Annotated in this window: 23 protein-coding genes and 2 pseudogenes; 21 read left to right on the top strand and 4 right to left on the bottom strand. The window is 63.9% G+C overall.

What is annotated here, in order from left to right; all coding sequences use genetic code 11:
• Window positions 1-174 precede the first annotated feature (174 nt).
• Complete coding sequence (locus tag ACWEF2_RS07540; RefSeq protein ID WP_355594686.1) at window positions 175-486, top strand: hypothetical protein; 312 nt, start codon at window positions 175-177, stop codon at window positions 484-486.
• A 617-nt stretch (window positions 487-1,103) separates the two neighbouring features.
• Window positions 1,104-1,583 carry a pyridoxamine 5'-phosphate oxidase family protein gene (locus ACWEF2_RS07535; RefSeq protein ID WP_453812832.1) on the top strand — a complete coding sequence of 160 codons (480 nt, stop codon included), beginning with the start codon at window positions 1,104-1,106 and terminating at the stop codon, window positions 1,581-1,583.
• A 513-nt stretch (window positions 1,584-2,096) separates the two neighbouring features.
• Here ACWEF2_RS07535 and ACWEF2_RS07530 read toward each other — a convergent pair.
• On the bottom strand, window positions 2,097-2,330 hold the full coding sequence (locus tag ACWEF2_RS07530; protein WP_453812830.1) for a hypothetical protein: 234 nt from the start codon (window positions 2,328-2,330) through the stop codon (window positions 2,097-2,099).
• Between the two features lie 263 nt (window positions 2,331-2,593).
• Between ACWEF2_RS07530 and ACWEF2_RS07525 the strand changes: the two genes are divergently transcribed.
• Together ACWEF2_RS07525 and ACWEF2_RS07520 are read left to right on the top strand one after the other, a co-directional pair.
• Window positions 2,594-3,265 (top strand): DNA alkylation repair protein, encoded by a 672-nt coding sequence (locus ACWEF2_RS07525; RefSeq protein WP_453812945.1) that lies wholly within the window; start codon window positions 2,594-2,596, stop codon window positions 3,263-3,265.
• 38 nt (window positions 3,266-3,303) lie between these two features.
• On the top strand, window positions 3,304-3,537 hold the full coding sequence (locus ACWEF2_RS07520; protein ID WP_453812828.1) for a hypothetical protein: 234 nt from the start codon (window positions 3,304-3,306) through the stop codon (window positions 3,535-3,537).
• Window positions 3,538-4,020: 483 nt separating this feature from the next.
• Here the strand turns inward: ACWEF2_RS07520 and ACWEF2_RS07515 are convergent, their stop codons facing one another.
• Both ACWEF2_RS07515 and ACWEF2_RS07510 read right to left on the bottom strand, forming a co-directional pair.
• Complete coding sequence (locus ACWEF2_RS07515; RefSeq protein WP_453812826.1) at window positions 4,021-4,272, bottom strand: hypothetical protein; 252 nt, start codon at window positions 4,270-4,272, stop codon at window positions 4,021-4,023.
• Between the two features lie 12 nt (window positions 4,273-4,284).
• Window positions 4,285-4,779, bottom strand: a pseudogene (locus ACWEF2_RS07510) (transposase family protein); the annotation flags it as partial.
• Window positions 4,780-4,956: 177 nt separating this feature from the next.
• On the opposite strand from ACWEF2_RS07510, the gene ACWEF2_RS07505 reads away from it, so the two are divergent.
• From ACWEF2_RS07505 to ACWEF2_RS07485, 5 genes and pseudogenes are all read left to right on the top strand, one after another.
• Window positions 4,957-6,162 carry a hypothetical protein gene (locus ACWEF2_RS07505; RefSeq protein WP_453812823.1) on the top strand — a complete coding sequence of 402 codons (1,206 nt, stop codon included), beginning with the start codon at window positions 4,957-4,959 and terminating at the stop codon, window positions 6,160-6,162.
• Window positions 6,163-6,304: 142 nt separating this feature from the next.
• Window positions 6,305-6,841 (top strand): hypothetical protein, encoded by a 537-nt coding sequence (locus ACWEF2_RS07500; RefSeq protein WP_453812822.1) that lies wholly within the window; start codon window positions 6,305-6,307, stop codon window positions 6,839-6,841.
• A 165-nt stretch (window positions 6,842-7,006) separates the two neighbouring features.
• Window positions 7,007-7,757: pseudogene (locus tag ACWEF2_RS07495) on the top strand (transposase family protein).
• A 407-nt stretch (window positions 7,758-8,164) separates the two neighbouring features.
• Window positions 8,165-9,148, top strand: a complete 984-nt coding sequence (locus tag ACWEF2_RS07490; protein WP_453812820.1) for a hypothetical protein — start codon at window positions 8,165-8,167, stop codon at window positions 9,146-9,148.
• A 588-nt stretch (window positions 9,149-9,736) separates the two neighbouring features.
• Window positions 9,737-10,297, top strand: coding sequence for an NUDIX hydrolase (locus ACWEF2_RS07485; RefSeq protein ID WP_453812818.1), 561 nt, complete (start codon window positions 9,737-9,739; stop codon window positions 10,295-10,297).
• On the opposite strand, the gene ACWEF2_RS07480 is transcribed toward ACWEF2_RS07485, so the two are convergent.
• Complete coding sequence (locus tag ACWEF2_RS07480) at window positions 10,278-11,399, bottom strand: XRE family transcriptional regulator (RefSeq protein WP_453812816.1); 1,122 nt, start codon at window positions 11,397-11,399, stop codon at window positions 10,278-10,280. The two genes, ACWEF2_RS07485 and ACWEF2_RS07480, sit on opposite strands and share 20 nt — an antisense overlap.
• A 215-nt stretch (window positions 11,400-11,614) precedes the next feature.
• On the opposite strand from ACWEF2_RS07480, the gene ACWEF2_RS07475 reads away from it, so the two are divergent.
• The 12 genes from ACWEF2_RS07475 (at window position 11,615) to ACWEF2_RS07420 (ending at window position 21,052) form a co-directional block, all read left to right on the top strand.
• On the top strand, window positions 11,615-12,025 hold the full coding sequence (locus tag ACWEF2_RS07475) for a hypothetical protein (RefSeq protein ID WP_355599768.1): 411 nt from the start codon (window positions 11,615-11,617) through the stop codon (window positions 12,023-12,025).
• The gene (locus ACWEF2_RS07470) at window positions 12,022-12,324 is read left to right on the top strand and encodes a hypothetical protein (protein WP_453812814.1); all 303 of its coding nucleotides are present in this window, start codon (window positions 12,022-12,024) and stop codon (window positions 12,322-12,324) included. The genes ACWEF2_RS07475 and ACWEF2_RS07470 overlap by 4 nt, the downstream gene beginning before the upstream one ends.
• A gap of 91 nt (window positions 12,325-12,415) precedes the next feature.
• A complete protein-coding gene (locus ACWEF2_RS07465) occupies window positions 12,416-13,132 on the top strand; it encodes a GntR family transcriptional regulator (RefSeq protein WP_453812812.1) in 717 nt (238 codons plus the stop codon).
• 19 nt (window positions 13,133-13,151) lie between these two features.
• Window positions 13,152-13,640 carry a hypothetical protein gene (locus tag ACWEF2_RS07460; protein ID WP_453812810.1) on the top strand — a complete coding sequence of 163 codons (489 nt, stop codon included), beginning with the start codon at window positions 13,152-13,154 and terminating at the stop codon, window positions 13,638-13,640.
• A 151-nt stretch (window positions 13,641-13,791) separates the two neighbouring features.
• Entirely contained in the window at window positions 13,792-14,253 is a 462-nt protein-coding gene (locus ACWEF2_RS07455; protein ID WP_453812809.1) for a plasmid replication, integration and excision activator, read from the top strand.
• Entirely contained in the window at window positions 14,250-14,582 is a 333-nt protein-coding gene (locus ACWEF2_RS07450; protein ID WP_453812807.1) for a hypothetical protein, read from the top strand. Before ACWEF2_RS07455 ends, ACWEF2_RS07450 begins: the two co-directional genes overlap by 4 nt.
• 89 nt (window positions 14,583-14,671) lie before the next feature.
• Entirely contained in the window at window positions 14,672-16,114 is a 1,443-nt protein-coding gene (locus tag ACWEF2_RS07445) for an FtsK/SpoIIIE domain-containing protein (RefSeq protein WP_453812805.1), read from the top strand.
• A complete protein-coding gene (locus ACWEF2_RS07440; RefSeq protein WP_453812804.1) occupies window positions 16,114-16,296 on the top strand; it encodes a hypothetical protein in 183 nt (60 codons plus the stop codon). Before ACWEF2_RS07445 ends, ACWEF2_RS07440 begins: the two co-directional genes overlap by 1 nt.
• 5 nt (window positions 16,297-16,301) lie before the next feature.
• Entirely contained in the window at window positions 16,302-18,086 is a 1,785-nt protein-coding gene (locus tag ACWEF2_RS07435) for a replication initiator (protein WP_453812943.1), read from the top strand.
• On the top strand, window positions 18,083-18,277 hold the full coding sequence (locus ACWEF2_RS07430) for a helix-turn-helix transcriptional regulator (RefSeq protein WP_453812802.1): 195 nt from the start codon (window positions 18,083-18,085) through the stop codon (window positions 18,275-18,277). Before ACWEF2_RS07435 ends, ACWEF2_RS07430 begins: the two co-directional genes overlap by 4 nt.
• Window positions 18,274-19,638, top strand: coding sequence for a tyrosine-type recombinase/integrase (locus ACWEF2_RS07425; RefSeq protein WP_453812800.1), 1,365 nt, complete (start codon window positions 18,274-18,276; stop codon window positions 19,636-19,638). Before ACWEF2_RS07430 ends, ACWEF2_RS07425 begins: the two co-directional genes overlap by 4 nt.
• 688 nt (window positions 19,639-20,326) lie before the next feature.
• Window positions 20,327-21,052: a hypothetical protein gene (locus ACWEF2_RS07420; protein ID WP_453812799.1), complete on the top strand. Its 726-nt coding sequence runs from the start codon at window positions 20,327-20,329 to the stop codon at window positions 21,050-21,052.
• The last annotated feature ends 235 nt before the right edge of the window (window positions 21,053-21,287 follow it).

The raw sequence follows: 21,287 nt of genomic DNA, 5'->3' as shown, positions 1-21,287 counted from the left end.
ATGGGAGCCTGAGCCCCGTCCCTCCCCGTGGACGCCTGAACCCCGACAGGAGGGGCTCGGTGAGGGAGACTGTCCCACCGCAGGGCATCGGCGTACGTGCCCCGCACCGCCTCCGAGCGAGAGCCTCCGGTGAGGCAACCTCCGGGGGGCGGCCGGACGACTTCGAGGAGCACAATGCTGCAGGACCGGCGGAGAGCGGCGATCCGCGCGCTCGACGAGAGTGGCAGGCCGCACCTGTACTGGCACGGGGTGGACGACGACGGTCACGTGTGGCTCTTCGAGACCGTCATCGACGACGGCGGGGAGTACTGGCCGGTGAAGCACGCCGAACTGGGCTCGGACGGCCTGGCCCGACGGTATTCGTGGGATCACATCGACGACGAGCACGGCTTCCTGGCCGAGGGGCCGATCTATCCGGACGACTTCGGCCTGCGTCCGCTGACCGTCGAGGAGTTCGCCACCCTGTGGGAGGCGCTGGGCGGATGAGCGTGCCCGGAGCGGGTGGAGCACACGCGTCCGCCGGGGCCCTCACAACCGAACCCCCACCCGCGGCTCTCGAACCCGCCGTGACCACGGCACCCGGGCCGGCGGTCGACCAGGCGAATCTTTCGCCGATTAATTCACTGTCCGCTTTCGGACAGGCCTGATAAGACGACGACCGATATGATCGAAATAACACTAAACGTGGGATATATGGCGGTGATGCATACAATGATCGTACCGTGAAAGGCCACTCACCCCCGGGAACTCAGAGCCGGAGGCCGCGCCCGGCTCTTCCCCACCGAGGAGGCCCGGCGACGCCCCCTCCGCTCGCGGGCCACCGCCTGATCGTAGAACGCCCCCCGGACCGCGGAAGAAGGTCGACGACACCGGCCGGCGGACCGCCCGACGGCGCCTCGCCGTACGGAACCAACACGTCAGCACCCATGCGGCCACCCCGCTCCTCCCCCGCCCCGGCCCGCACCCCAAGCCCTGAACACCGAGCCACGGAAAATAAAAAAGAACCTTTCTTATTTGCGTGTCGAACAGCACTGCGAGCTATAAGAAATTCCGTCGCCGACACATGAGAGTACGCCCTCGCACCCACCAGAATGGAGGCTTCAGTGGCTGCTTGGAATGACGTGATCCACTCGGCACCCGAGTTCGCCGCCGTGGTGCAAACACTCTTCGACGCTCACAGAAACAAGTTGCTCGCGACGCTGCGCAAAGACGGGTCCCCCCGTATCAGCGCCGTCGAGGTGGACTTCGTCGGCGGCGACCTCTGGCTGGGCATGATGTTCGGCTCCCGCAAGGCGCACGACCTCCAGCGTGATCCGCGGTTCGCCCTGCACAGCGCGTCCACCACGCCCGACGACGACGATCCGTCGAAATGGCCGGGCGACGCCAAGCTCTCCGGCCTGGCGGTGGAGATCACCGACTCCGCCCAGGCCAAACGGCTCGCCCCCTCACCCAGCGGCCAGTCCCATCTGTTCCGCGCCGACATCCACGAGGTCGTCCTGACCAAGGTCGGCGATTCGGCCGACCACCTCGTCATCGAGCTGTGGCGGGAGAACCGAGGTCTGCGGCGGTTCAAGCGATACTGAGCCCGTCCGGGTGACCGGCGCCGCCTCTGGCGGCCTGAGTCATCGCACCCGAAGACGTCCGGCCGCCAAGGCGGGGCTCCGCCAAGAACCGGTGGCGCGCCGTCCAACCGCCGTCTCTCCAGGCCGGGACCACTCCGCTCAAGCCGCGTCGCGTCGCGCGGGCAGCGTGACCGCCTCCGCGATTGAGCCGTCCGTGACCCCGGCGCCCCGCACAGGCCCCGGTCCTGTCCAGAGCTCACCGCTCACCAACGCCTGAAAGGGATACGGCCCGCACAGACGGGCGTAGTCCACGGTCTACCCCGCCGGGCGCATCCCTCATCCGGCCGCGCCCCGGCCACAGCGAGAAGGTCTCGGCCCCTGAGACGAAGTAGGGATCCGGCACCTCCGACCGGATCGGGGAACACATCCGCCCTGTCATTGGGGACAAAGTCCTGGCCCGCCGATCGGTCCCGGCCCGAGAAAAGATCAGCCACCGACAGCCGACCGTGAGGGCGCCACCAGGTCGGCGCCACATCACCAGCTCGGCCGATTTCGGTACGCGATCCTGCGATCCGGTCTGCTCCAGGCCAGAAGGGTCTCATACCGCCAATCAGCTGGTAAGTCGGCCTGTAGCAGCTCCCGCACCCGCGCCGGCGGGACCCCGGCCTCGGCGAGGGCCCGAATCTTGATCAGCTCGACCATGGCGCGGGCGAGCCACGACGGCAGCAGGTCATGGACTGTGCCGGGCAGAAAAGGCGCGCGAACCATTCCCGAATCTCCCGGACGGACCGGTGGTGCGCGGCCGAGCCAATCACTCTTCCAACCGGGTTGGCCAGGAGTTGGATGGCTGCTCGGAGTAAAGGCGAGGGTCAGCGCCGAGAACTGCTGCAAATTTGTGAGAACACGGGATTTCGTGTCGGTGGCCGCCGCCGAACCGGCGTGTACGGCAAGGAGAGCGACTTCCGTCGTAGGCTGAATCTCGCGCGTGAGGACAGGAGGCTGAGGTGGCCGAGACGACGGTGGCCGAGGTGATGGCCGAGCTGGCCGAGTTCGAGGACCCGAAGGCACGCGAGGTGAACGAGAAACACGGTGACGACCACGGTGTGAACCTCAGCAGGCTGCGCGCGCTCGCGAAGCGGCTGAAGACGCAGCAGGAACTCGCGTGCCGGCTCTGGGAGACGGATGACACCGCGGCGAGACTGCTGGCGATCCTGATCTGCCGCCCGAAGGCGTTCGAGCGTGACGAGCTGGACGCCATGTTGCGTGAGGCGCGCACGCCCAAGGTGCACGACTGGCTCGTGAACTACGTGGTGAAGAAGAACCCGCACTCCGAGGATCTGCGCCTGGCCTGGTCCGCCGATCCGGATCCAGTGGTCGCGAGTGCCGGCTGGGCGCTGACCACCGAACGCGTGGCGAAGAAACCCGAGGGCCTCGACCTCGCAGGACTGCTCGACGTCATCGAGGCGGAGATGAAAAACGCCCCGGATCGCCTGCAGTGGGCGATGAACCACTGCCTGGCTCAGATCGGGATCGAGCACGCCGAGCACCGCACCCGTGCGATCGACATCGGTGAGCGCCTGGAGGTGCTCAAGGACTACCCGACTTCCCCGGGCTGCACGTCTCCGTTCGCGCCCATCTGGATCACCGAGATGGTGCGCCGACAGCACGACAAGACAGTGACTCAGTTGGTGAGTCGGCGGTAGCGGATGCGGGCGGCGGCGATGGCGACGAAGGGTGCGAAGTGGTCCGCCCGGCGAGGGCAAAGGACGCCCGGACCGCTCTGGAGTTCGTCATGGCCTTCACCGAGATGAGATGGCCCCACACGACGGCCAAGACCAGGGACGGCATGTCCGACGCGCTCACGACGATCCTCCCCTCGTCGACCAAGGAACGTCCGGCCGCCCCGGCGCCGAGACTCTGCGGCGGGCACAAGGACGTGGCCAACGAGCGGATCGACGACGAGCCGACCGCGTGAGGCGCATGCCGTACGACCAAGACCCCGGAACCCCCGGGGTCCTTCGGCCTCCTGGAGACCGGCTCCCGCAAGCGACTCGGAAACCCAAGCTCTACCTGGGGAAACGCCTTCAAGATCACTGAATGCATATTGGTGGAGCGGTGACATGCGGCTGTTCCTGGCCGCGTTCGGCTGCATGTCCCAGAAAAGCAAAAGAGCCCCTAACGGGGCTCTGAGCTGGGAAGATCCAGTGTGGCAGGTGCAGGACTTGAACCTGCGTAGGCTGAGCCGACGGTTTTACAGCTCGTGACCGTTCTTCGAGTGACATGGCCGCTGACCTGGTGCCTAGCACGTTCATCGCTCCCCCATCATCATGATCATTGCACGCATATTGCACGTCACGGCAAACAGGGCCGGAGATCCATCCAGCGATCGATCACGCTCTCACCGCTCCCTGCACCAGCCGATCAACCACCCTGGCCCATCCAGCGGCGACCACCCCGGTCAGGGGCACATCCAGCAGTAGAGCAGCTGGCCCTGCTCCTTCGCACGACAGGACAGCCCGACAAGGTCCTCAGCCACCGACAGCAGGTACTCCATGTCGGCCGAGGTGAAGGACGAAAGTTCCTCGATCTCCGCCCAGCACTCCATCAACGCCGGTAGGCGTGCGTCGTCGGCATCGGCAAGCAGGTCACGCCCGTTCACCGACAGCTCCTGAATGCCCGGCCCCTCCCGGTAGGGCGAGTCCTCCGGCAAGATGGAGTCTTTTCATCCTGAGTAACGGTCGACTTCGAAAGCCTGCAGCACGACGGTGGTGTGGACAATCGCAGTGGCACGGCGCCCGGGAAAGCACCTTCCAAGCCTTCAGGGTCGCGGCGGCGCGTTCCCCAATCGCTCGGATGCGGACGTGGGGGCGGTTGACGGCTTTTTGCGGCGCGACAAGCCTGGCCGGTTGTGGCGCTTGAACGGGGTGCGGATCGTGCTGTCCGCAGCCTAGGAACCCTGGTCGGCGAAGACCCGGACACCGACACCGGTGAGCCCATCGATTAGACCAGTCCGCCGGACCGCAGTCAGATCCGTGCACCGCCTGGGCAGTGCGTGCGAGGCTTACACCAGCTGGCCCACCGGATCGGCGAGGAACTGGATGTTCACTCTATGCAGGTCGTGCTTGCCGGAGTAGTACGGCTCATCATCGGCCAGGCGGTCGATCGGGATGAGCATGCCGTCGAGGATGACGTAGGCCAGGCGAGAGACTCTCTTCACCAGGGTCGACCTTCACCTATGGACATGCTCTGGTGCGGCCGAGCCCTGAGACAGCCGGAAATGAGTGGCAAAAAACGACAGCTCTGTCAGTATCCTATTCGACAGAGAGCCGGGCGAGCAGGTGAAGCCTTATAGTCGGGCCTCCGCTTCGTAACCGCTCCCGGAAAGGTGAAGAAGATGAGCGTCGGCTCCGATGCCAAGATGGATGCCGAGATCCAGCGTGTCCTAGGTGCGATCGAGCAGATGCTGCACGAATATGCAGTCTGGGGTGAGCGGATCCAATGGGGCGAAGTTCATTTCGCCTTTTACAGCGACCTACTTGACTTCTGCAACTTTCGTATGGAAACGGCCCAGGACTGCCTCGCCCTCATTAAGGCAGGCCGCATCTCGGGGGCACTCGGACTCAACCGGTCGCTTCTGGAGAACTACTTGCTGTTTACGCTGATGTGCCGGGGCACCAAATATTATCGGCTTGCCGACCACTCATCGCTTTCGGAACCTGAATTCAAAGTCAAGCTGAAAGAGGAGCAGGTAGCGCTTAAATTCGCCCAGGAAGACGGAACCGCGACGTGCCTGGAGGTCAAAAAATTCCCCAGGGCGACACGTCACATCATGTACGTATACGAAGGGCTCAAGGGTGACTCCACCGAAAGCATTCTCGTGCCCGTGCACTACTTCGAGTTCGAAAACTTCCGCCCGGAGGTGATGAGGTTCCGACACGACGACTATTTCGAATATTACGAACTCGAGCCGGGCACGAAGAAAATCCTCCGGCAGCATCAAGCACAGGCCGCCCGCGTCTACCGGTTCTACCTCTCCTACGATTCTCTCATCCAGAGCCTGGAACTGAACGGCATCCTCGACAAGGCAGCGAGCCTGCGGGTAGACGCACACTACACGTTTCTCGGCCAGTTTCTGCATCCCACCCATAACGCTGCCCGGAACCTGCGGGCCAACAGCAACATCTACCACGGTGGGACCACGGTCGGAGCACGGCAGCCTTACTCCGATGAGGCGATCCTTCTGGCCTCTCTCTACCTGGCGCATACGGTGGCAAGCTTCATGCGCGAGGCCACCAATCTGCTAGATGCGGCAACTGACAAGTATTTCTCTGACACGGCGACCGGCGCGTTGGCCACTGCCGCAGAACGCACGATGAAGCAGTTCGCTTACTTCTGGTTTATTGACAACGATCCTCCGCCTTACAACCGTTATCTACACTGCATCCACCACGCGTCCGATGAGGAGATCACGGCATGGGGCGGTTATATGGAATGCCCTGCAGAGTTGGTTTCCTTCGATTCAAGCATCTTCTCCAGTCTGAAAGACGCATTGCGGGGCTGGAACAACGCCAAATGCGGGCCCTATAGCCCGCCGTTCTAACCAGGTCAGCTTCAGTACCTGCAGCTCACTCCGCTGTGGCCCAACTAGCTTGAGACCCACACCACGCGTTAAGCCAAGTGACTCCCATGATCGACCAAGCCGCACTTCAAGCAATATGGACCCTAAGGCATCGGGCCCTACGATGGACACCATGAAGCTTGCCGACCTTGCGGGACTGGCGTTGTCTTGCCGCGAGAACGCCATGGGTTTCGAAGGCTTCCGTACGAGCGCCATGGTTAGCTCGCTCCGGTGGCCGGCTGACGTCGTCGAGCAGTTTCTCTACGACCACGCAGACAACGGCGCCTTTCTTCGTGACTACGGGAACATCGACCTCTCCACTGTGAGGTGGGAAGTCACGGCAGTTCCAGTCGAGGAATTCATGGTGATGCCGACGGGAGCGTCTGACGGCGACTGCATCGAGGCGTACGCGGTCGACCCCGGCCATTGGGTGCGTGTGCGAAACCGCGGAATCCATATGGGTGTCGCTGAGTGCTGGGAAACGCACGGGACCTGGAAGCGATGGCCGATCTTGATCGACCGGATGCTGCTCGATCCACCAGAACACGGTCTCCAGGTCCTAGAGGGTCGGACACGGGTTGGAGTTATGAGGGGTCGCCGACGCCAAGGAGCCTTTGTCGCAGAGCGGCACCTAGCATGGGCCGGACTCCCATCGAGCTAACCGCATGATGCATCTCCCCCGGGCGCCAATGAGCACAACAGGCGCGGCTAGGCCTGGAGAACGGTGAGACTTTCCCATCCTGATGACCCAGGCCACGGCGGGCTTGCGGAAGATGGTGGTGGATGAGATGAAGTTCCAGGTAAGACAGCAGTAAACCAAGATCCGATGCCCCAACATCGCCTGGCCGACCTGATCCGAGCCCACCACGCCAAACGGCGCTCCCGATGGCGACGCCTTAACCCCGGCCGACAGGCTCTCCTGGTTTTGGCACACCTGCGCAATGGCGATACCTACACTCGTCTGGCCAGTGGGTTCGCCATCGGCACCACCACCGCTTGCGCTTGGCGTTATGTGCGCAAAACCCTCAACCTGTTGGCCGTTCTGGCCGACGACCTGCACGTCGCCGCACGGAAAGCGTCCCGCCTCCTACGTCATCCTTGATGGCATGCTCATCGGCATCGACCGACTGGCCGATGAGCGGTCCTACTACTCCGGAAAACCACCGTCATGGGGTGAACGTTCAAGTCCTCGCCGATCCTGCCGGGCGTCTGGTGTGGACCTCAGCGCACTGCCCGGAGCAGTGCCTGACCACAGCGTGGCAGGTCGGCCTGCGACGCGCTTACCCGCATCGGTGTTCAGGTCTTCGCCGACCGGGGGTGTCAGGGGGCCGGAGGTGTGATCGGCACGCCGTTCAAGCGCTGCTGACATTGGCCACGTCTGTCGCACCACCAGAGGTCGGTCAACCGCGCCCATGCCCGGATCCGCGCTATCGGTGAGCGTGCTGTCGCGACCTTCAAGGCCTGGAGGCTGCTGACCAGGCTACGTTGCTGCCCATCGAGCGACCGCGATCGTGCAGGCCGTTCTTGTCCCGCAGCTCGTCGAAGAGGACCACACTCAGGATGAAAAGCGTTCATGACAGCAATCTGGACTTCTCGTGGCGAAGATGCTCGTCGTGGTTGATACTAGAGAGGTGACGCTCTCGAAACGTGCCGCTACCGCTACGATAATAGGTGCTACAGCAGTCGGCATAGGGATCATAGCAGTCGCACTTCACGCAAACGGACTAGAAGAGATAAGCTGGGCTGCCGCTATATTTTCGGCACCTCTAGCACTTGCTAGTTTCGTATTTGCCATTTGGCCTTCGGGTGACAGGAAACCCAATCCTAATACATCCACCCAAAATGGCCCTTCGCTCATTACGCGAAACCCTCACCCGCATCAAAGTAACCAGTCGGGGCCCAATATCTCCCACAGTGGAGATGGCGACATAAATTATCGCACATAACTTGGCATCTTCTGAAATTCTTTGAGGCGGGGAATCAGATGCCACAGGAACCATCTCGTCAAGAAAATGATAGTGGTCCAAATATTTCCCATAGCGGGAATGGGGACATCAACTACGGACCAGTTACTAAAATCTACACCTCTTCATCTGATTCTGAAGATTCCGACACCGAGGGCACGACACAAGCTTTACGTGAGAAAAAACGCTTAAAGCTAATAATCGGCATCTCAGCGTTTGCCCTTATTATGCTAGGTGCAATACTCTTTCCTCCTGATGAGACTGCCGGATTTCCCGAGAAAAGTGATCGTTGGCCACCGCTCGCCAATCGCGCGTTGATAGTTAGTCCTGTTGCACAAAAGCTGCGATCCTGCGCAAAGGAAGTCGTTCTGCAGCCGCTGAACTGTCCCCAAACCGTCCTAAGTACACCTAGCCCTTCTAAGGTGAAATGGCGCCTACATGGAGCGCCGGAAGATGGGGCCATGATTGCATACGGTGGAGGGAAATTTCACGTTCTAGGGCTAGCAGTGATGAGCGTTCATTACTATGACTTCACGGGAGAACATTTAAAGATACTTGAAATACCCTATAAGGCTGAAGTTGATTTTCGTGACGAAAAAACTAGTTTAATCAGGTTGATTGCGCTAGAAAAAGCGCCCTCTGGAATAGCGAAGAGTGGCATACCGTTAGGGTCTGTTGATATCGTAGGGGCGGTGCGGTCAGCTTTGGAAAACTGTTTTTTGGCTCAGTTTTCCCCTATGCCTCCACAGTGTCCCTCGACAAGTCTCACCCCTGTGGCAGAGAAGGCGCAATGGTACTTACAGGGAAATCCCCTATTGAATGCCGAACAGAATTTCGACAAAAAAACTGGAATTGTACATGTGTCTGGAAGTTATGCAGCTACCGTAAAAGCAATCAATTGGCTCGGCGAGCAGAATTACAACCAGAGTGGAAACTATGATGCGCTAGTCGTGGTGGACGAAAACTCCATCTCGGTTTTGGCGATAAAACATGTCGGCCTATAAGTAGCTGACTCTGATACTGGAATTATCACTCCTCCTTACTTGCCCCTAAATGCATAGATCAGCCGCATTTTGCATCAATTATCTTCATGACTTAATCGCCATATTCTTAAGGTGTAAATTAATATTTACGCGAGCATAGCAAGTTAAACCTTGAGCTACAGGTCTGACGTTAGCCAGTTGCTCGTTGAGCCGGGGCTGAGGTACGAAGTCCCGGGTCGTCGATCGCCCCCAGCCCTGAACCAAGATCAGCCGTCATCAGGCGATCGTCGGGCGCAACTTTCCGAGACCTAAGGCAGAAGCATCAGCGAACCTGCCAGTCTGTATTTGGAGGTGGCGCGGCTCCGATGCGACAGCTAAGCGCTTAATGCGGCGGGTACGTGGTACGGCGAGCGGCCCGCAGTCCCGCCGCCGGCCGAGACCGGCGCCCACGCCGCACGCTCGGGCGGCGTTCGGGCGGCGGGCCGTGCGGCGGCGCGCCGCGCCGCCGCCTTGATACCCATGAGAACAATTCGGCAGTGTTCCGTGTTGGGGTGTGTGCTCTGTCGTGATGGCCGTGTACGCCGGGGATGTGGGCGGTAGTTTCGCGGTGTGGCTACCAACGAAGAGCGGTCGCGGTGGGTCGTGCACGGTGAGCGCCTGGTCTATGACAACCGGTGGATCCGGCTCGGGCTCGTTGATGTCGAGATCCCGGATGGGGAGCGGTTCGAGCATCACGCGGTGCACCTGGATCGGGCGGCGATCGCGGTGGTGGTCGACGAGCGGGATCGGGTGCTGATGATGTGGCGGCACCGGTTTCTGTTCGATCGGTGGGGCTGGGAGTTGCCCGGCGGCCTGATCGACGCGGGTGAGGACGCGATCACCACGGCGGCCCGCGAGGTGGAGGAGGAGACCGGGTATCGGGTCAGGGAGATCGAGCACCTGATCACCTACCAGCCGATGGCGGGCATGGTCGATTCGGAACACAACCTGTTCCTGGCCCGTGGGGCCGAGTTGGTCGGCGGTCCTACGGGTGAGGTCGAGGCGGATCTCATCGAGTGGATTCCGATGGCGCGGATCCCGGACATCATCGCCCGCGGGGATATCTGGACGTCGGGGACGCTGATCGGCCTGTATGCCGCTCGGGATCGGCTTAGTTCAGGGCGCGCTTGACGGCTTTGGCGAGTTCTTCGATGCGCAGGCGCTGGCGGCGTGAGCCGGTCATGGTCGCCAGTTGCTGGGCGCGTTGGATGTGCGGCCGGGCGGCTTCGGCCTCGCCTTGGGCAAGGAGGGCGTGGGCCAGGTCGCAGCGGACTCCTGATTCGGCGCGGTTGTAGGTGCCGTCCATCCCGGCCAGGGCTGAGCGCAGGTCTTCGATGGTTCCGGGGTCGCCGAAGCGCACCAGGCAGTTGCCTCGCCAGCGGGCCAGATGGTGGGAGTCCAGGGACAGGTAGGGCATGTCGGGGTCGGCCGCTCCGCCGGGGAGGAGTACGGCGGCCTGGTCGAGGGCCGTGCGGCATGTGGCCTCGTCGCCGAGAATCGCGGCGGCTTCGGCCTCGGCCGCGAACAGCCACGTTCGGAGGCGGGCGGGGACGTGGTCGCGGTGGGTGGTGTGGATGTGTTGGAGAAGCTCGGTGGCTTGAGCCGGCTGCCCCAGTTCCAGCAGGACGTAGGCCTGTTCGCCGGAGACGTAGGCGAGCACGGCGGGGTTGTCGGCTTCGCGGGCTGCGGCCTTGGCGTGTTCGTAGTGGTTCCAGGCGTCGTTGAGGGCGCCGGTGTGGATGGCCTGCCATCCGGCCAGGGACGAGGTTTCGGCGAGGACGCGGGCGAGCTTGGCGCGGATGCCGGGCCGTACGGTGTGGCGGTGGGCGCGTTCCACCTGGGCGATCTGGGCGCGCATCTTGTCGGCGATGGCGACTCCCCCGAGGCGGCGGTCCAGCAGGCGCAGGTTGTTGGTGTCGGTCGTGAGGATCATGACCATGGCGGGGTCGACGGCGGCTGCGGCTTCGAGGCGGGCGGTCAGTTCCTCGGTCTGCTCCCGGTGGTGGTCGCCGTGGTCGCCGGTGGGTGAGGCGAGGTCGAGCGGGGCCAGGCCGAAGAGCATGCGGGCGTGGTCGGGCAGGCCGAGACCGGTGGCGATGCGCTCGTAGACCTCCAGGTCGGTGACCTGGCGCTTGCGGTGGATGATCTGGCTGACGCGGCCCTGGGTGATGCCGGTGGCCGTGCTGATGCGGATCTGGCTCGCACCGTTGTATTTGACAGCTAGATTAAACAATCCCGCTACGTCACGATTTTTGAGGATTTCCTGACTTTCATTTCGATCCCAGATCCATGCGGGGATTTCGATCGGATCGAAAGCATTTCCGTGCATTTCACCCCCAGGTCAATGATCCCTGAGCTGCTGTATCACTACAGGTCGGAGCCTATATCTCACGACGGTATATCCACGTGAAATAGGAGTGAAAGGCTCGCCCGGACATTCTTTCCGGCATGACAGAGCCGGTTAAGTGCGCGGAATGCGACGGGCGGGGTTGGAAGATCGTCACCCGCCGTGGATGCATCGCCGCGGCGAGCATGTACATGGAACAGTCGGCGCAGGAGGACTGCCTCTTCTGCGAGGGGCAGAGGCAGCTCGTCGAGATGTTCGAGTGGGAGGTGTTCGTCACCTCGGAGGGGACCGACCAGCTCGGGCCGTGCGGGATCAGCTCGGGTCAGGCCACGGCCATGGACACGCTGCGTACGACGCTGGCGCGGATGAGCTCGAACGCGGCGGTGTGGGGGCGGATCACGCACCGGATCTACGACTTCGGCACCGTGCCGGACGACTGGTCGCGTCGGGTGATCTTCCGGGCGGCCGTGGACCCGGCGGGGTCGGTGCGCTTCGAGAGGGTCGCGTCATGAGGGTACGGACGATCGTCGACGGGTCGTTGTGCTTGACACCGCACCCTCTTCCCTTACAGGACGAGCACCGCATCCTCATCTGGCGTCCGCTGTATCGCTTCGAGCGTGCGCGGGTGAGGGCATGGACGTGTTACGAGCATCGGCTCACCTCCTACGAACTGTGCGAGGTGGGCGGCCTGGCCTTCATCCGCCGGACCGTCGTGAGCAGGGGCAGACGGATTGTCTCCGAAAGCGACGCGTGGCCGCACGGGGAGGCGCAGGTCGTCTGGGCGGCTCTGCTGGCGGGTAGAGCGCGTTAGGCGCTTTCCTGGTCGGCAGAGTCCTGACAGGCTCCGCCTTAACCAGTACTGTGCTTATGCAGACAAGTGGAAGACCGATCGGGCGGTTAACATGAGCATGGACTTCGCCCCGCCGAAGTATGCCCAGGTGATGGGGGCGATTCAGCAGCGGATCGAGGCCGGTGAATACGCCCCGGGTGCCATGCTGCCGTCTGAGACGCAGCTTGTCCGGGAGTTCGGCGTGGGCCGTACGACCGTGGTGCGGGCGTTGCAGATGCTGGCGATGCAGGGCTGGATCGAGCGGGAGCACGGGCGGGGCTCGTTCGTGAAGGGGCGCCCGGAGAGCTCACCGGATCGCGTACGGCCGGGCCTGGCCGTGACCGAGCAGCCGGAGAGTCCCGAGAGCGTCACCGATGTCCGGCGCGTTCCGGCTCCCCGTCACATCGCCCGCCTCCTGGGTGTCGACGAGAAGACGCCGGTGATCGCACGTCGGCGGACGGCACAGCGGGGTGGATGTCTCTCGGCGGTGGAGACCCTGTGGTTTCCGCTGGAGATCGCCCTCGGCACCGACCTGGACAAGCCCGAACCACTTCGACAGGGAGTGCGCCGGCATCTCCAGACGGTCAAACACCTGCGGTTCGACCACATCACCGAACGCCTCACGGCTCGCAGCCCCAGGAAAGAGGAGGCCGAGCTGCTCGGCAACTCCAAGCCCGTCCTCGGCGTGCTGGCCACCGTGCACGACGCGGCGGGAGTTGTGCTGATGGTGATGGAGGCGGCCTTGCCGGGTGATCTCCATGAGTTGCAGGATGTCTACCCCGTGACATAAACCGACGTCGGATGGTGCCGTGCGAGACGTTCCCCCTGCCACCGGCGAAGACCCGCCCAAGAAGGCGTCGTTCTGGCGCAGCTCAAAGGGCGGCTGCCTCGTGGTCGCCCTCCTGCCGCTGATCGGGCTGGCTCTCCTCGTACTCCTCTTCAAGATCCCCATGTGGGTCAATGACGGAAAGCTGGCGGACATGATCAGCCGGTTCGAGGATCACCCCCTGCCGCCCAAGACCGGCTGGTCCGACTACGGCGGCGAGGGGTCCATCGCGCTTCGCGGCAACGGCAACCACTGTGACTACCGTGCCCGGTTCACCCTTACGACGGACCTGACCATCGACGAGCTCGCGGCCTACTACAACCAGGCGAACATCGCGGGAATCGAGGGAGGTCGATCGGCCATCACCGTGTGGGTGCGGCACCCTTCGGAAGGTGCCGCCTACCGCAGCCGGACAGTGATCGTGGAGCTGAACAGCAGCACGGACGCCGGTATGGACATCCGCTGTCACTGACCTGGCCGAGGCTGCCTGCCGGGTGAGCTGAGACTTCTCCGGCCCACCAAGCTCAATCACTTGTGCGGACGAGTTGAAGGAGCTACTCTCAACTCAATCGGACAAGTGGACGACCGAACATCGGTCTCTCTTGAAGGAAGGAACAATCACCATGGCCATCCAGGGCCCGATCTCGATCGGCTTCGACCAGGTCTTCCCGCACGGCTGCTACCTGGTGGGGGAGGTGCAGCAGGTCAAGGACTTCGACGCGTCCACCAACGGCCGCACCGTCTACGCCAAGGACAAGACCACCGGCCTGCCGGTCTGGCAGGTCTCCGTGGTCGACGCCGACCCCGAGGCCAAGGCCTCCCAGAAGTCGGTCACCGTCAAGATCCTCACCGAAGTCCAGCCGGTTCCCCCGCCGCCGCTGCCGGGCCTGCCGTTCACCCCGGTGGAGTTCGACGCCATGACCGTCACCCCGTATGTCGGCCAGGACTCCGGACGGCTGGCCTACTCGCTGCGGGCGCGGGCGATGCGCGCTCCCCGCACCGTTGCCACCTCGACCAAGCACACCACCACCTCGGCGTCGGCCTCTGCCAAGGACGCCACGACCAGCAAGGAGATCGCAGCATGAACACCCTCGACGACCACCAGCCCTACACCTACGTCACCGCGACGATCCTCGACGGAAACACCCGGCTCGGCGTCTCCTTCCACACCGCCGACCTGTCGGTCATCGCGATGAACATCCGCGGCGTCCGGCCCTGCCTGTGCATCGGCAGCGCCGAGGGCCAGCTGTCGATCTCCACCACCGGAGGCGGCCCGGTCACCGCACAGGACGTGGACCTGGCCCGGGAGATCGCCGACGCCGCCGCCCGCTACCGGGACGAATGCGAGCGCCTGCACACCGCGCAGGCGGCCGTTCCCTCGCCCTCGCCGGACCGGGACGACGACCCGGCCTGACCACGTAAGCGGGGCCGCTGGAAGCGGCTACTTCCGGCGGCCCCTCGGTTCTCCCCAGACACGAATTCAAGGAAGAGGTCTCCAGCCTAATGTTCAAGAAACTGCCCGGCGACGAGGCGCAGCGTCTCGTCTCCACCACCCCTGACACCGCCGTGGTGTTCCGCCCGGCCGTTGTCACCACCCCGGCCGTGGTGACGCTGGTCATCTTCGCCTGGCGTACGGTCGCCGGACTCCTGAGGCTGCTGTGGCGCCACCCCATCGCCTCGGCCGTCGTCGCCGTCCCCGGGGTGATCTGGACCCGGTACGGCTGGCCGTACGGCCTCGGCGTCGTCACCCTGCTGCCGGCCGTCCCGTCGCTGTGGGCGCTGGTGCACCGCGCCTCGTTCAATCACTGGATGGGATGGAGCCTGCTGGCCTTCTGGCGGCTCGTGTGGGTCTACCGGCGGCACTGGCAGCCGGTGATGCTCATCTCCGGCCTGGCCCGACAGGTGGGCGGACGCGACTACCTGCCCCGCCTCCTGTCCGTCTCGTGCACCTCGTGGGCCGACCTGGTCACCGTGAAGATCCTCACCGGCCAGGCCGTCACCGACTGGGCCGACCGCACCGAGCAGCTGGCGCACGGGTTCGGCGCCGCCTCCTGCCAGATCACCGTCACCCGCTCCGGCCGCCTGCTGCTGACCTTCCCGCGCCGTGACCCGTTAGCCGTTCCGCTGCCCGCCGCCCCGATCCCCGTGACGGCGTCGGTGGGGCCGGTGGAGATCGGCCGCTGCGAGGACGGCGCCCCCTGGCGATTGAAGGTCCACGGCACCCATGTCCTGGTCGCCGGGGCCACCGGGGCGGGCAAGGGGTCGGTGATCTGGTCCACGATCCGGGGCCTGCTGCCCGCCGTCAGCGCCGGGCTGGCCGAGATCTGGGCGCTGGACCCCAAACTCATGGAACTGAGCTTCGGCCGGGAGCTGTTCGGCGACCACTACGCCGCCGACCCCGCCGCCTGCGTTGAGCTGCTGGAGGCCGCGGTCAAGGTCATGCAGGAACGCGCCGGCCGCTTCGCCGGGGTCCGCCGCAACCACACCCCCACCTCGCAGGACCCGTTCGTCCTGGTGGTGGTGGACGAGGTGGCGTTCCTGACCGCCTACCAGCCCGACAAGGTCCTTCGGGTCCGCACCATCGCCGCCCTGGCCACCCTCACCACCCAGGGCCGCGCGGTCGGCGTCGGCGTGATGGCCGCACTCCAAGACCCCCGAAAAGACGTGCTCACCATCCGCAACCTGTTCCCCGACAAGATCGCCCTCCGGCTGGATGAGTCGGAACAGGTGGACATGGTGCTCGGTGACGGCGCCCGCGACCGGGGAGCCCTGGCCGACCTCATCTCGCCTCGCCCTGAGCAGGGGGCGGGCATCGCCTACGTGCGGTTGGAGACCTCGCCCGACCCGATTCGGGCCCGCGCCGCCTACGTCTCCGACACCGACATCCGCGACATGGTCGCCGTGTTCACCGCCGACACGCTGCCCCTGCCCGGGAAGGTGGCCTGATGCGCGTCGTCATCTGCGCCACCTGGGCCGAGCTGAGCGCCTCCGGGCTACTCGACCTGGATGAGGCCGAGATCCAGCCGCGTCTCGTGCTGGTCAACCTCCAGCTCTTCAAGGACCCCTACAGCGACGCCTACCGGCTGCACGCCGACGTCCTCGACCCACATTGGAAGGAGGCCCCGTGACCGACATCGCCCACCCGTCCACCCCCCAGCCGCTGCTCTCCACGGCCGGCGGCCACGGCCCCAACGGCGCCGACCGCACCCTTCCCCGCACCGTCCGCGACACCCTGCCCCTGGCCCTCGATGTGGCGGTGGAGGTCGCCAAGCTCAACGGCGTCTGCATCCGCCCCATCGAACTGCGCCGCTTCGACACCCACACCGGCCGCAGCGAACCCTTCGACATCCCATGCGGCACCACCAACGAGGCCAAATGCCCGCCCTGCGCCACCCGCAACAAGCAGCTGCGCAAAGCTCAGTGCCGTGAGGGCTGGCACCTGGAGGCCGAACCCGTCGCCGAACCCCACCCCAGCACCACCGACCAACGATGGCTGATCGAGTTCCGGGCCGATGTGCAGGCCAGACGGGACGCAGCCGAACGCGACGGCGATGACGTGGCCGACTGGGACGAGGCCATCGCGGGCATCGACGCCGAGATCAACGCCGCCGGAATGCGCGGCAACGTCGTCGGCGGCCGGACCACTCCCCGCCGGTCCCGCTCCACCCGGCGCCGTCAGGACGCCCCGGACCTGCCCCGCCGCTCCCGGCAGAACACCACTCTGGGCCGGACCTTCGTCGCCCCGGACGGCACGGTGTTCCGGCCCTCGCTGTTCGTCACCCTGACCCTGCCGTCCTACGGCAAGATCCGCACCGGCCACGGCGTGCCGGTCGACCCGTCCAGCTACGACTACGCCCGCGCCGCCCGGGACGCGCTGCACTTCTCCAAGCTCGTCGACCGGTTCGTGCAGAACCTCCGCCGGGTCGCCGGGTATGACGTGCAGTACTTCGCCACCGTCGAACCCCAGAAGCGGTTCGCGCCGCATCTGCACATGGCGATCCGCGGGACCCTGCCCCGTGCCGAGATCAAGGCCATCGCTGCCGCCACCTACCACCAGGTGTGGTGGCCATCCGTCGACGAAGTCCGCTTCGAGGGCGACCACCTGCCGGTCTGGACGGAGCGGGATGAGCAGGCCGAGCCGTATGCGGACGGGCAGGCCGGCGACTACCTCGATCCCGCCACCGGCGAGTTGCTGCCCATCTGGAACGAGGCCCTCGATCGGCTCGACCAGGACGACGAGGCCGAACCCTTGCACATCATGCGCTTCGGCGCTCAGGTCGACGTCCAGGGCCTCTTGGCCGGTTCGCCGGACGCACATAAGCGCATCGGCTACCTGACCAAATACCTCACCAAGAGCCTGGGCGACACCCTCGACCTGGACGACGACAAGGGCGAGGAGGACTCGGCTGCCAGCCCTGCCCGCACCGCGATCAACCGGGCTCGCCGGGATCACGCGGCCCGGCTGGTCGAGGCGCTGCGCTACGAACCCTGCTCGCCCACCTGCGCCAACTGGCTGCGGTACGGAATCCAGCCCAAGAGCGCCAAGGCGGGCATGACGCCCGGCCGATGCAAGAGCAAGGCACACAAGCCCGAACACCTCGGCTACGCCGGACGCCGCGTTCTGGTCTCCCGCAAGTGGTCGAACAAGACCCTGCGCGATCACAAGGCCGACCGCCGGGCCTGGGTTCTCGACATGCTCAACCTGCCCGGCGACGACACCGCCACCGACCCGCACCGCTACATCTGGCGGCCGGTCTCCACCAAGGACCCGACCCGAACTCCGCTGCCGGTGCGGCTGCTGCGCGGAGTGGCCAACCGCCACCGAACCCGCGCCCGGCTCGACGAGCTACGGGCCAGAGCCGACGGCAGACCCACCCCAGATCTTTCGGCAACCACAGCACGGAGGGAGGCGGCGTGAAGAAGAACCGTGACGAGCTCATGACCGTGCCGGAGATCCTCGACGAGCTCGGCGGGGTGTCCCGCCGGACCTTCTATCGCTGGCGCGAGATCGGCCACGCTCCCCAGGGCCTCAAGCTCCCCAACGGGGAGATCCGCATCTGGCGCAGCGAGTTCACGACCTGGCTGGAATCCCTCCGGGAGGCCGCGTGATCACCTCCTACGACGTGAAGTTCTGGGAAATCCGCCGGAACGAGACGAGCAAGACCCCTTCATACGTGGTCCGGTGGAAGGTCGGCGGTCGCCAGAAGTCGAAGACCCTGCGGACCAAGGCTCTCGCCGAGAGTTTCCTGTCGGACCTGCGGCAGGCGGCCAGGCGTGGCGAGCCCTTTGACATGGAGACCGGGCTCCCGCTCTCCATGCTTCACGCCAAGAGCGCCCGGACGGTCTTCGAGTTCGCTCGGGCCTACATCGACATGAAGTGGCCCCACGCTGCGGCCAAGAGCCGGGACGGCATGTCCGACGCGCTGTCGACGATTCTCCCCGCGCTGACCAAGGACCGGCCGGGGCGTCCCGACGCCGAGATCCTCCGGGCCGCGCTCCGTAAGTACGCGCTCCTTCCCAATGGGAAGAGACCGGAGACCCCGAGCGAGATGGCTCGGGCGATCCGGTGGCTTGAGGGGGCGTCGTTGGACCTGGCCGACCTCGGAGAGACCAAGGTCGTACGGCTGGCGCTGGACGCGCTCGCCCTCCGGCTCGACGGCAAGGCCGCGGCGCCGAACACGATCGCCCGTAAGCGAGCCGTTCTGCACGCCGTTCTCGAATACGCGGTGGAGTTGGAGGAGCTGGCCGCCAATCCGCTGCACAAGGTGAGATGGAAGCCTCCCAAGACCACCGAGACCGTCGACCCGCGCGTGGTCGTCAACCCCCGGCAGGCTCAGGAGCTTCTGACCATGGTCACCTACGTGGGCGGTCGCGGACGGGGCCGCCGGCTCATGGCGCTGTTCGCCTGCATGTACTACGCGGCCCTGCGTCCGGCCGAGGCGGTGGGCCTGCGGCTTCAGGACTGCCATCTGCCCGCCGAGGGGTGGGGGCGGCTGACAATCGACGTCTCCCGGCCCGAGGTGAACACTCGATGGACCGACAGCGGGAACGCGCACGAGGAACGGGGCCTCAAGCATCGGGGCCGGGCCGACGTGCGGCCGGTGCCGATCCCTCCTGAACTCGTGGCGATCCTCCGGCGGCACATCGAGGAGTACGGCACCGGTGAGGACGGCCGTGTCTTCCGGAGCGAGCGCGGTGGGGTGATCGCCTCGACGGCCTACAGCGAGGTCTGGCAGGACGCGCGCATCCTCGCCCTCACTCCTGCCCAGGTCGTCTCTCCCCTGGCGCGTAGGCCGTACGACCTGCGGCACGCGGCGGTGTCCCTGTGGCTCAACTCGGGCGTTCCGGCTCCCGACGTGGCCGAGCGAGCGGGGCATGGTGTGGACGTCCTGCTGCGGGTCTACGCCAAGTGCCTCGACGGGCACAAGGAGATCGCCAACAGGCGAATCAGCGAAGCGCTGACCATGTGAAAGGCACGCCGTACGATCAGGGTCCCGGACTCCCCCGGGGCCCTTCGGCGTTTCCGGACCGGTCCGCACTCAGCCACCCTTGGAAGCCGGGCTTGACCTGGGAAAACGCTGTCAAGATCATTGCGCGTATATTGCGCGACCACCGACACACAGGCGCTCAGGGCGGCATACGGCCGCATGACCCCGAAACGCAAAAGAGGCCCCGAAGGGCCTCTGAGCTGCCGTTTTGGCTGGTGGCAGGTGCAGGACTTGAACCTGCGTAGGCTGAGCCGACGGTTTTACAGTCCAACCACGAAAACGCTCTGAACTGCATCTTTAAAGATCCACCTCTCTCAGTAGGAACGCATCGGGAATTACTGAGCCCCTACCTCTCGCAGTTGCGACCCCTCGCAGAGGCGACGAGGAGTCGGTGACCTGCGGGAGCTGTCGGAACTGTGCGGGTTGAGACCCCTCACAGGAGCAATGAGGACTACTCAGCGACAGGCGTAGCTGGCGTTGGCCTGTCTCGGATTCGCCACATCGGATGGGATCATGCCGTACCTCAGCGGACCGACCCGCCCCGGGAGGTAGGGCACCCAACCAAGAGCACTGTAACGCTCACGGCCTTTCAGCCGAAAGATATAGAGCGATCCTCATAGCCACAAGAGGGCTCCAAGGAGCTTCCCTAGACCCCAAGTAAAGAGCGATGATGAACGCCTTAAAACGGGAAATAAAACCAAATATTAGCAGCTATCGAAAGAAATTAGGCCCCGCAATAGTATGCCTAGATGATGTCCGCGATATTTTCGACGCAGTCACGGACTTTACTCATAATAAGTCCACAGATACCAACGAAGACTCGAAATTGAAACCCGTTCAAATAGTCGCCGGAAACGCCGTCGCTGATTCTCCAGAAGACCTAAAGGACGCCACCCAAGAAGAGCTTCAGAGGGTATCTATAATTTCTCGGTTCCCTCGAATCTCCGTCGACCTGTGGAATCGCCATGCAGAGGTAGTAGTTGATTCCGAGGACTTGCCTTCCAGGGCTTTCGCAGATGGAATTGCAGACTTTGTAGACAGTAGAAGAATCAATCCCATATTTCACATATTCCGCCTGTCGGACATTTTTATGCCAGCTTTATTCATAACACTTCTTGCATACAGTCTATGGGACGGAGAAAAAGAGGCTCTCACTAATTACACTAATTACGTAGCCTATGGAACGGTCATCGCTTCTTTTCTTTTTGCGCTCGAATCTCGCCTCTATACTTTATATGCATATGGAAGCGTAAAGGTTGAGCCGGTATGGAGAAGCGAAGACCGAAGAATTAGATCTCAGACTAAAAGCAATATCCTAGTGGCTGTTGGCGCCGCTATAGTAGGCGCTGCCATTGCTAGCGTTGCCGGGTTATGGCAAGGATGGTTCGTTAAGTAGAATAACCGTACCGCAGGCATGAGAAATATCCTCTGACTTGCGATGTTTTAGAGATCCCTAGTACGGACCATCCTGTGACGTTCCTGAACCCTTTTACGGGGTGAAGCGATCCGCACCCTATAGACCCTGCGCCCTGGTACTTAGCCCGATTCACGACGCTTGCAGGTCGAACTTACGGACACATTCATGATGATCAAGTTTTGTGCGCCCCGACAGCATGACCGAGAGAGCTGGC

This window comes from Streptosporangium sp. NPDC004631 (assembly GCF_053601935.1).
Note: the sequence above shows the minus strand (reverse complement) of the source record. Positions and strands in the feature narration are given on the sequence as shown.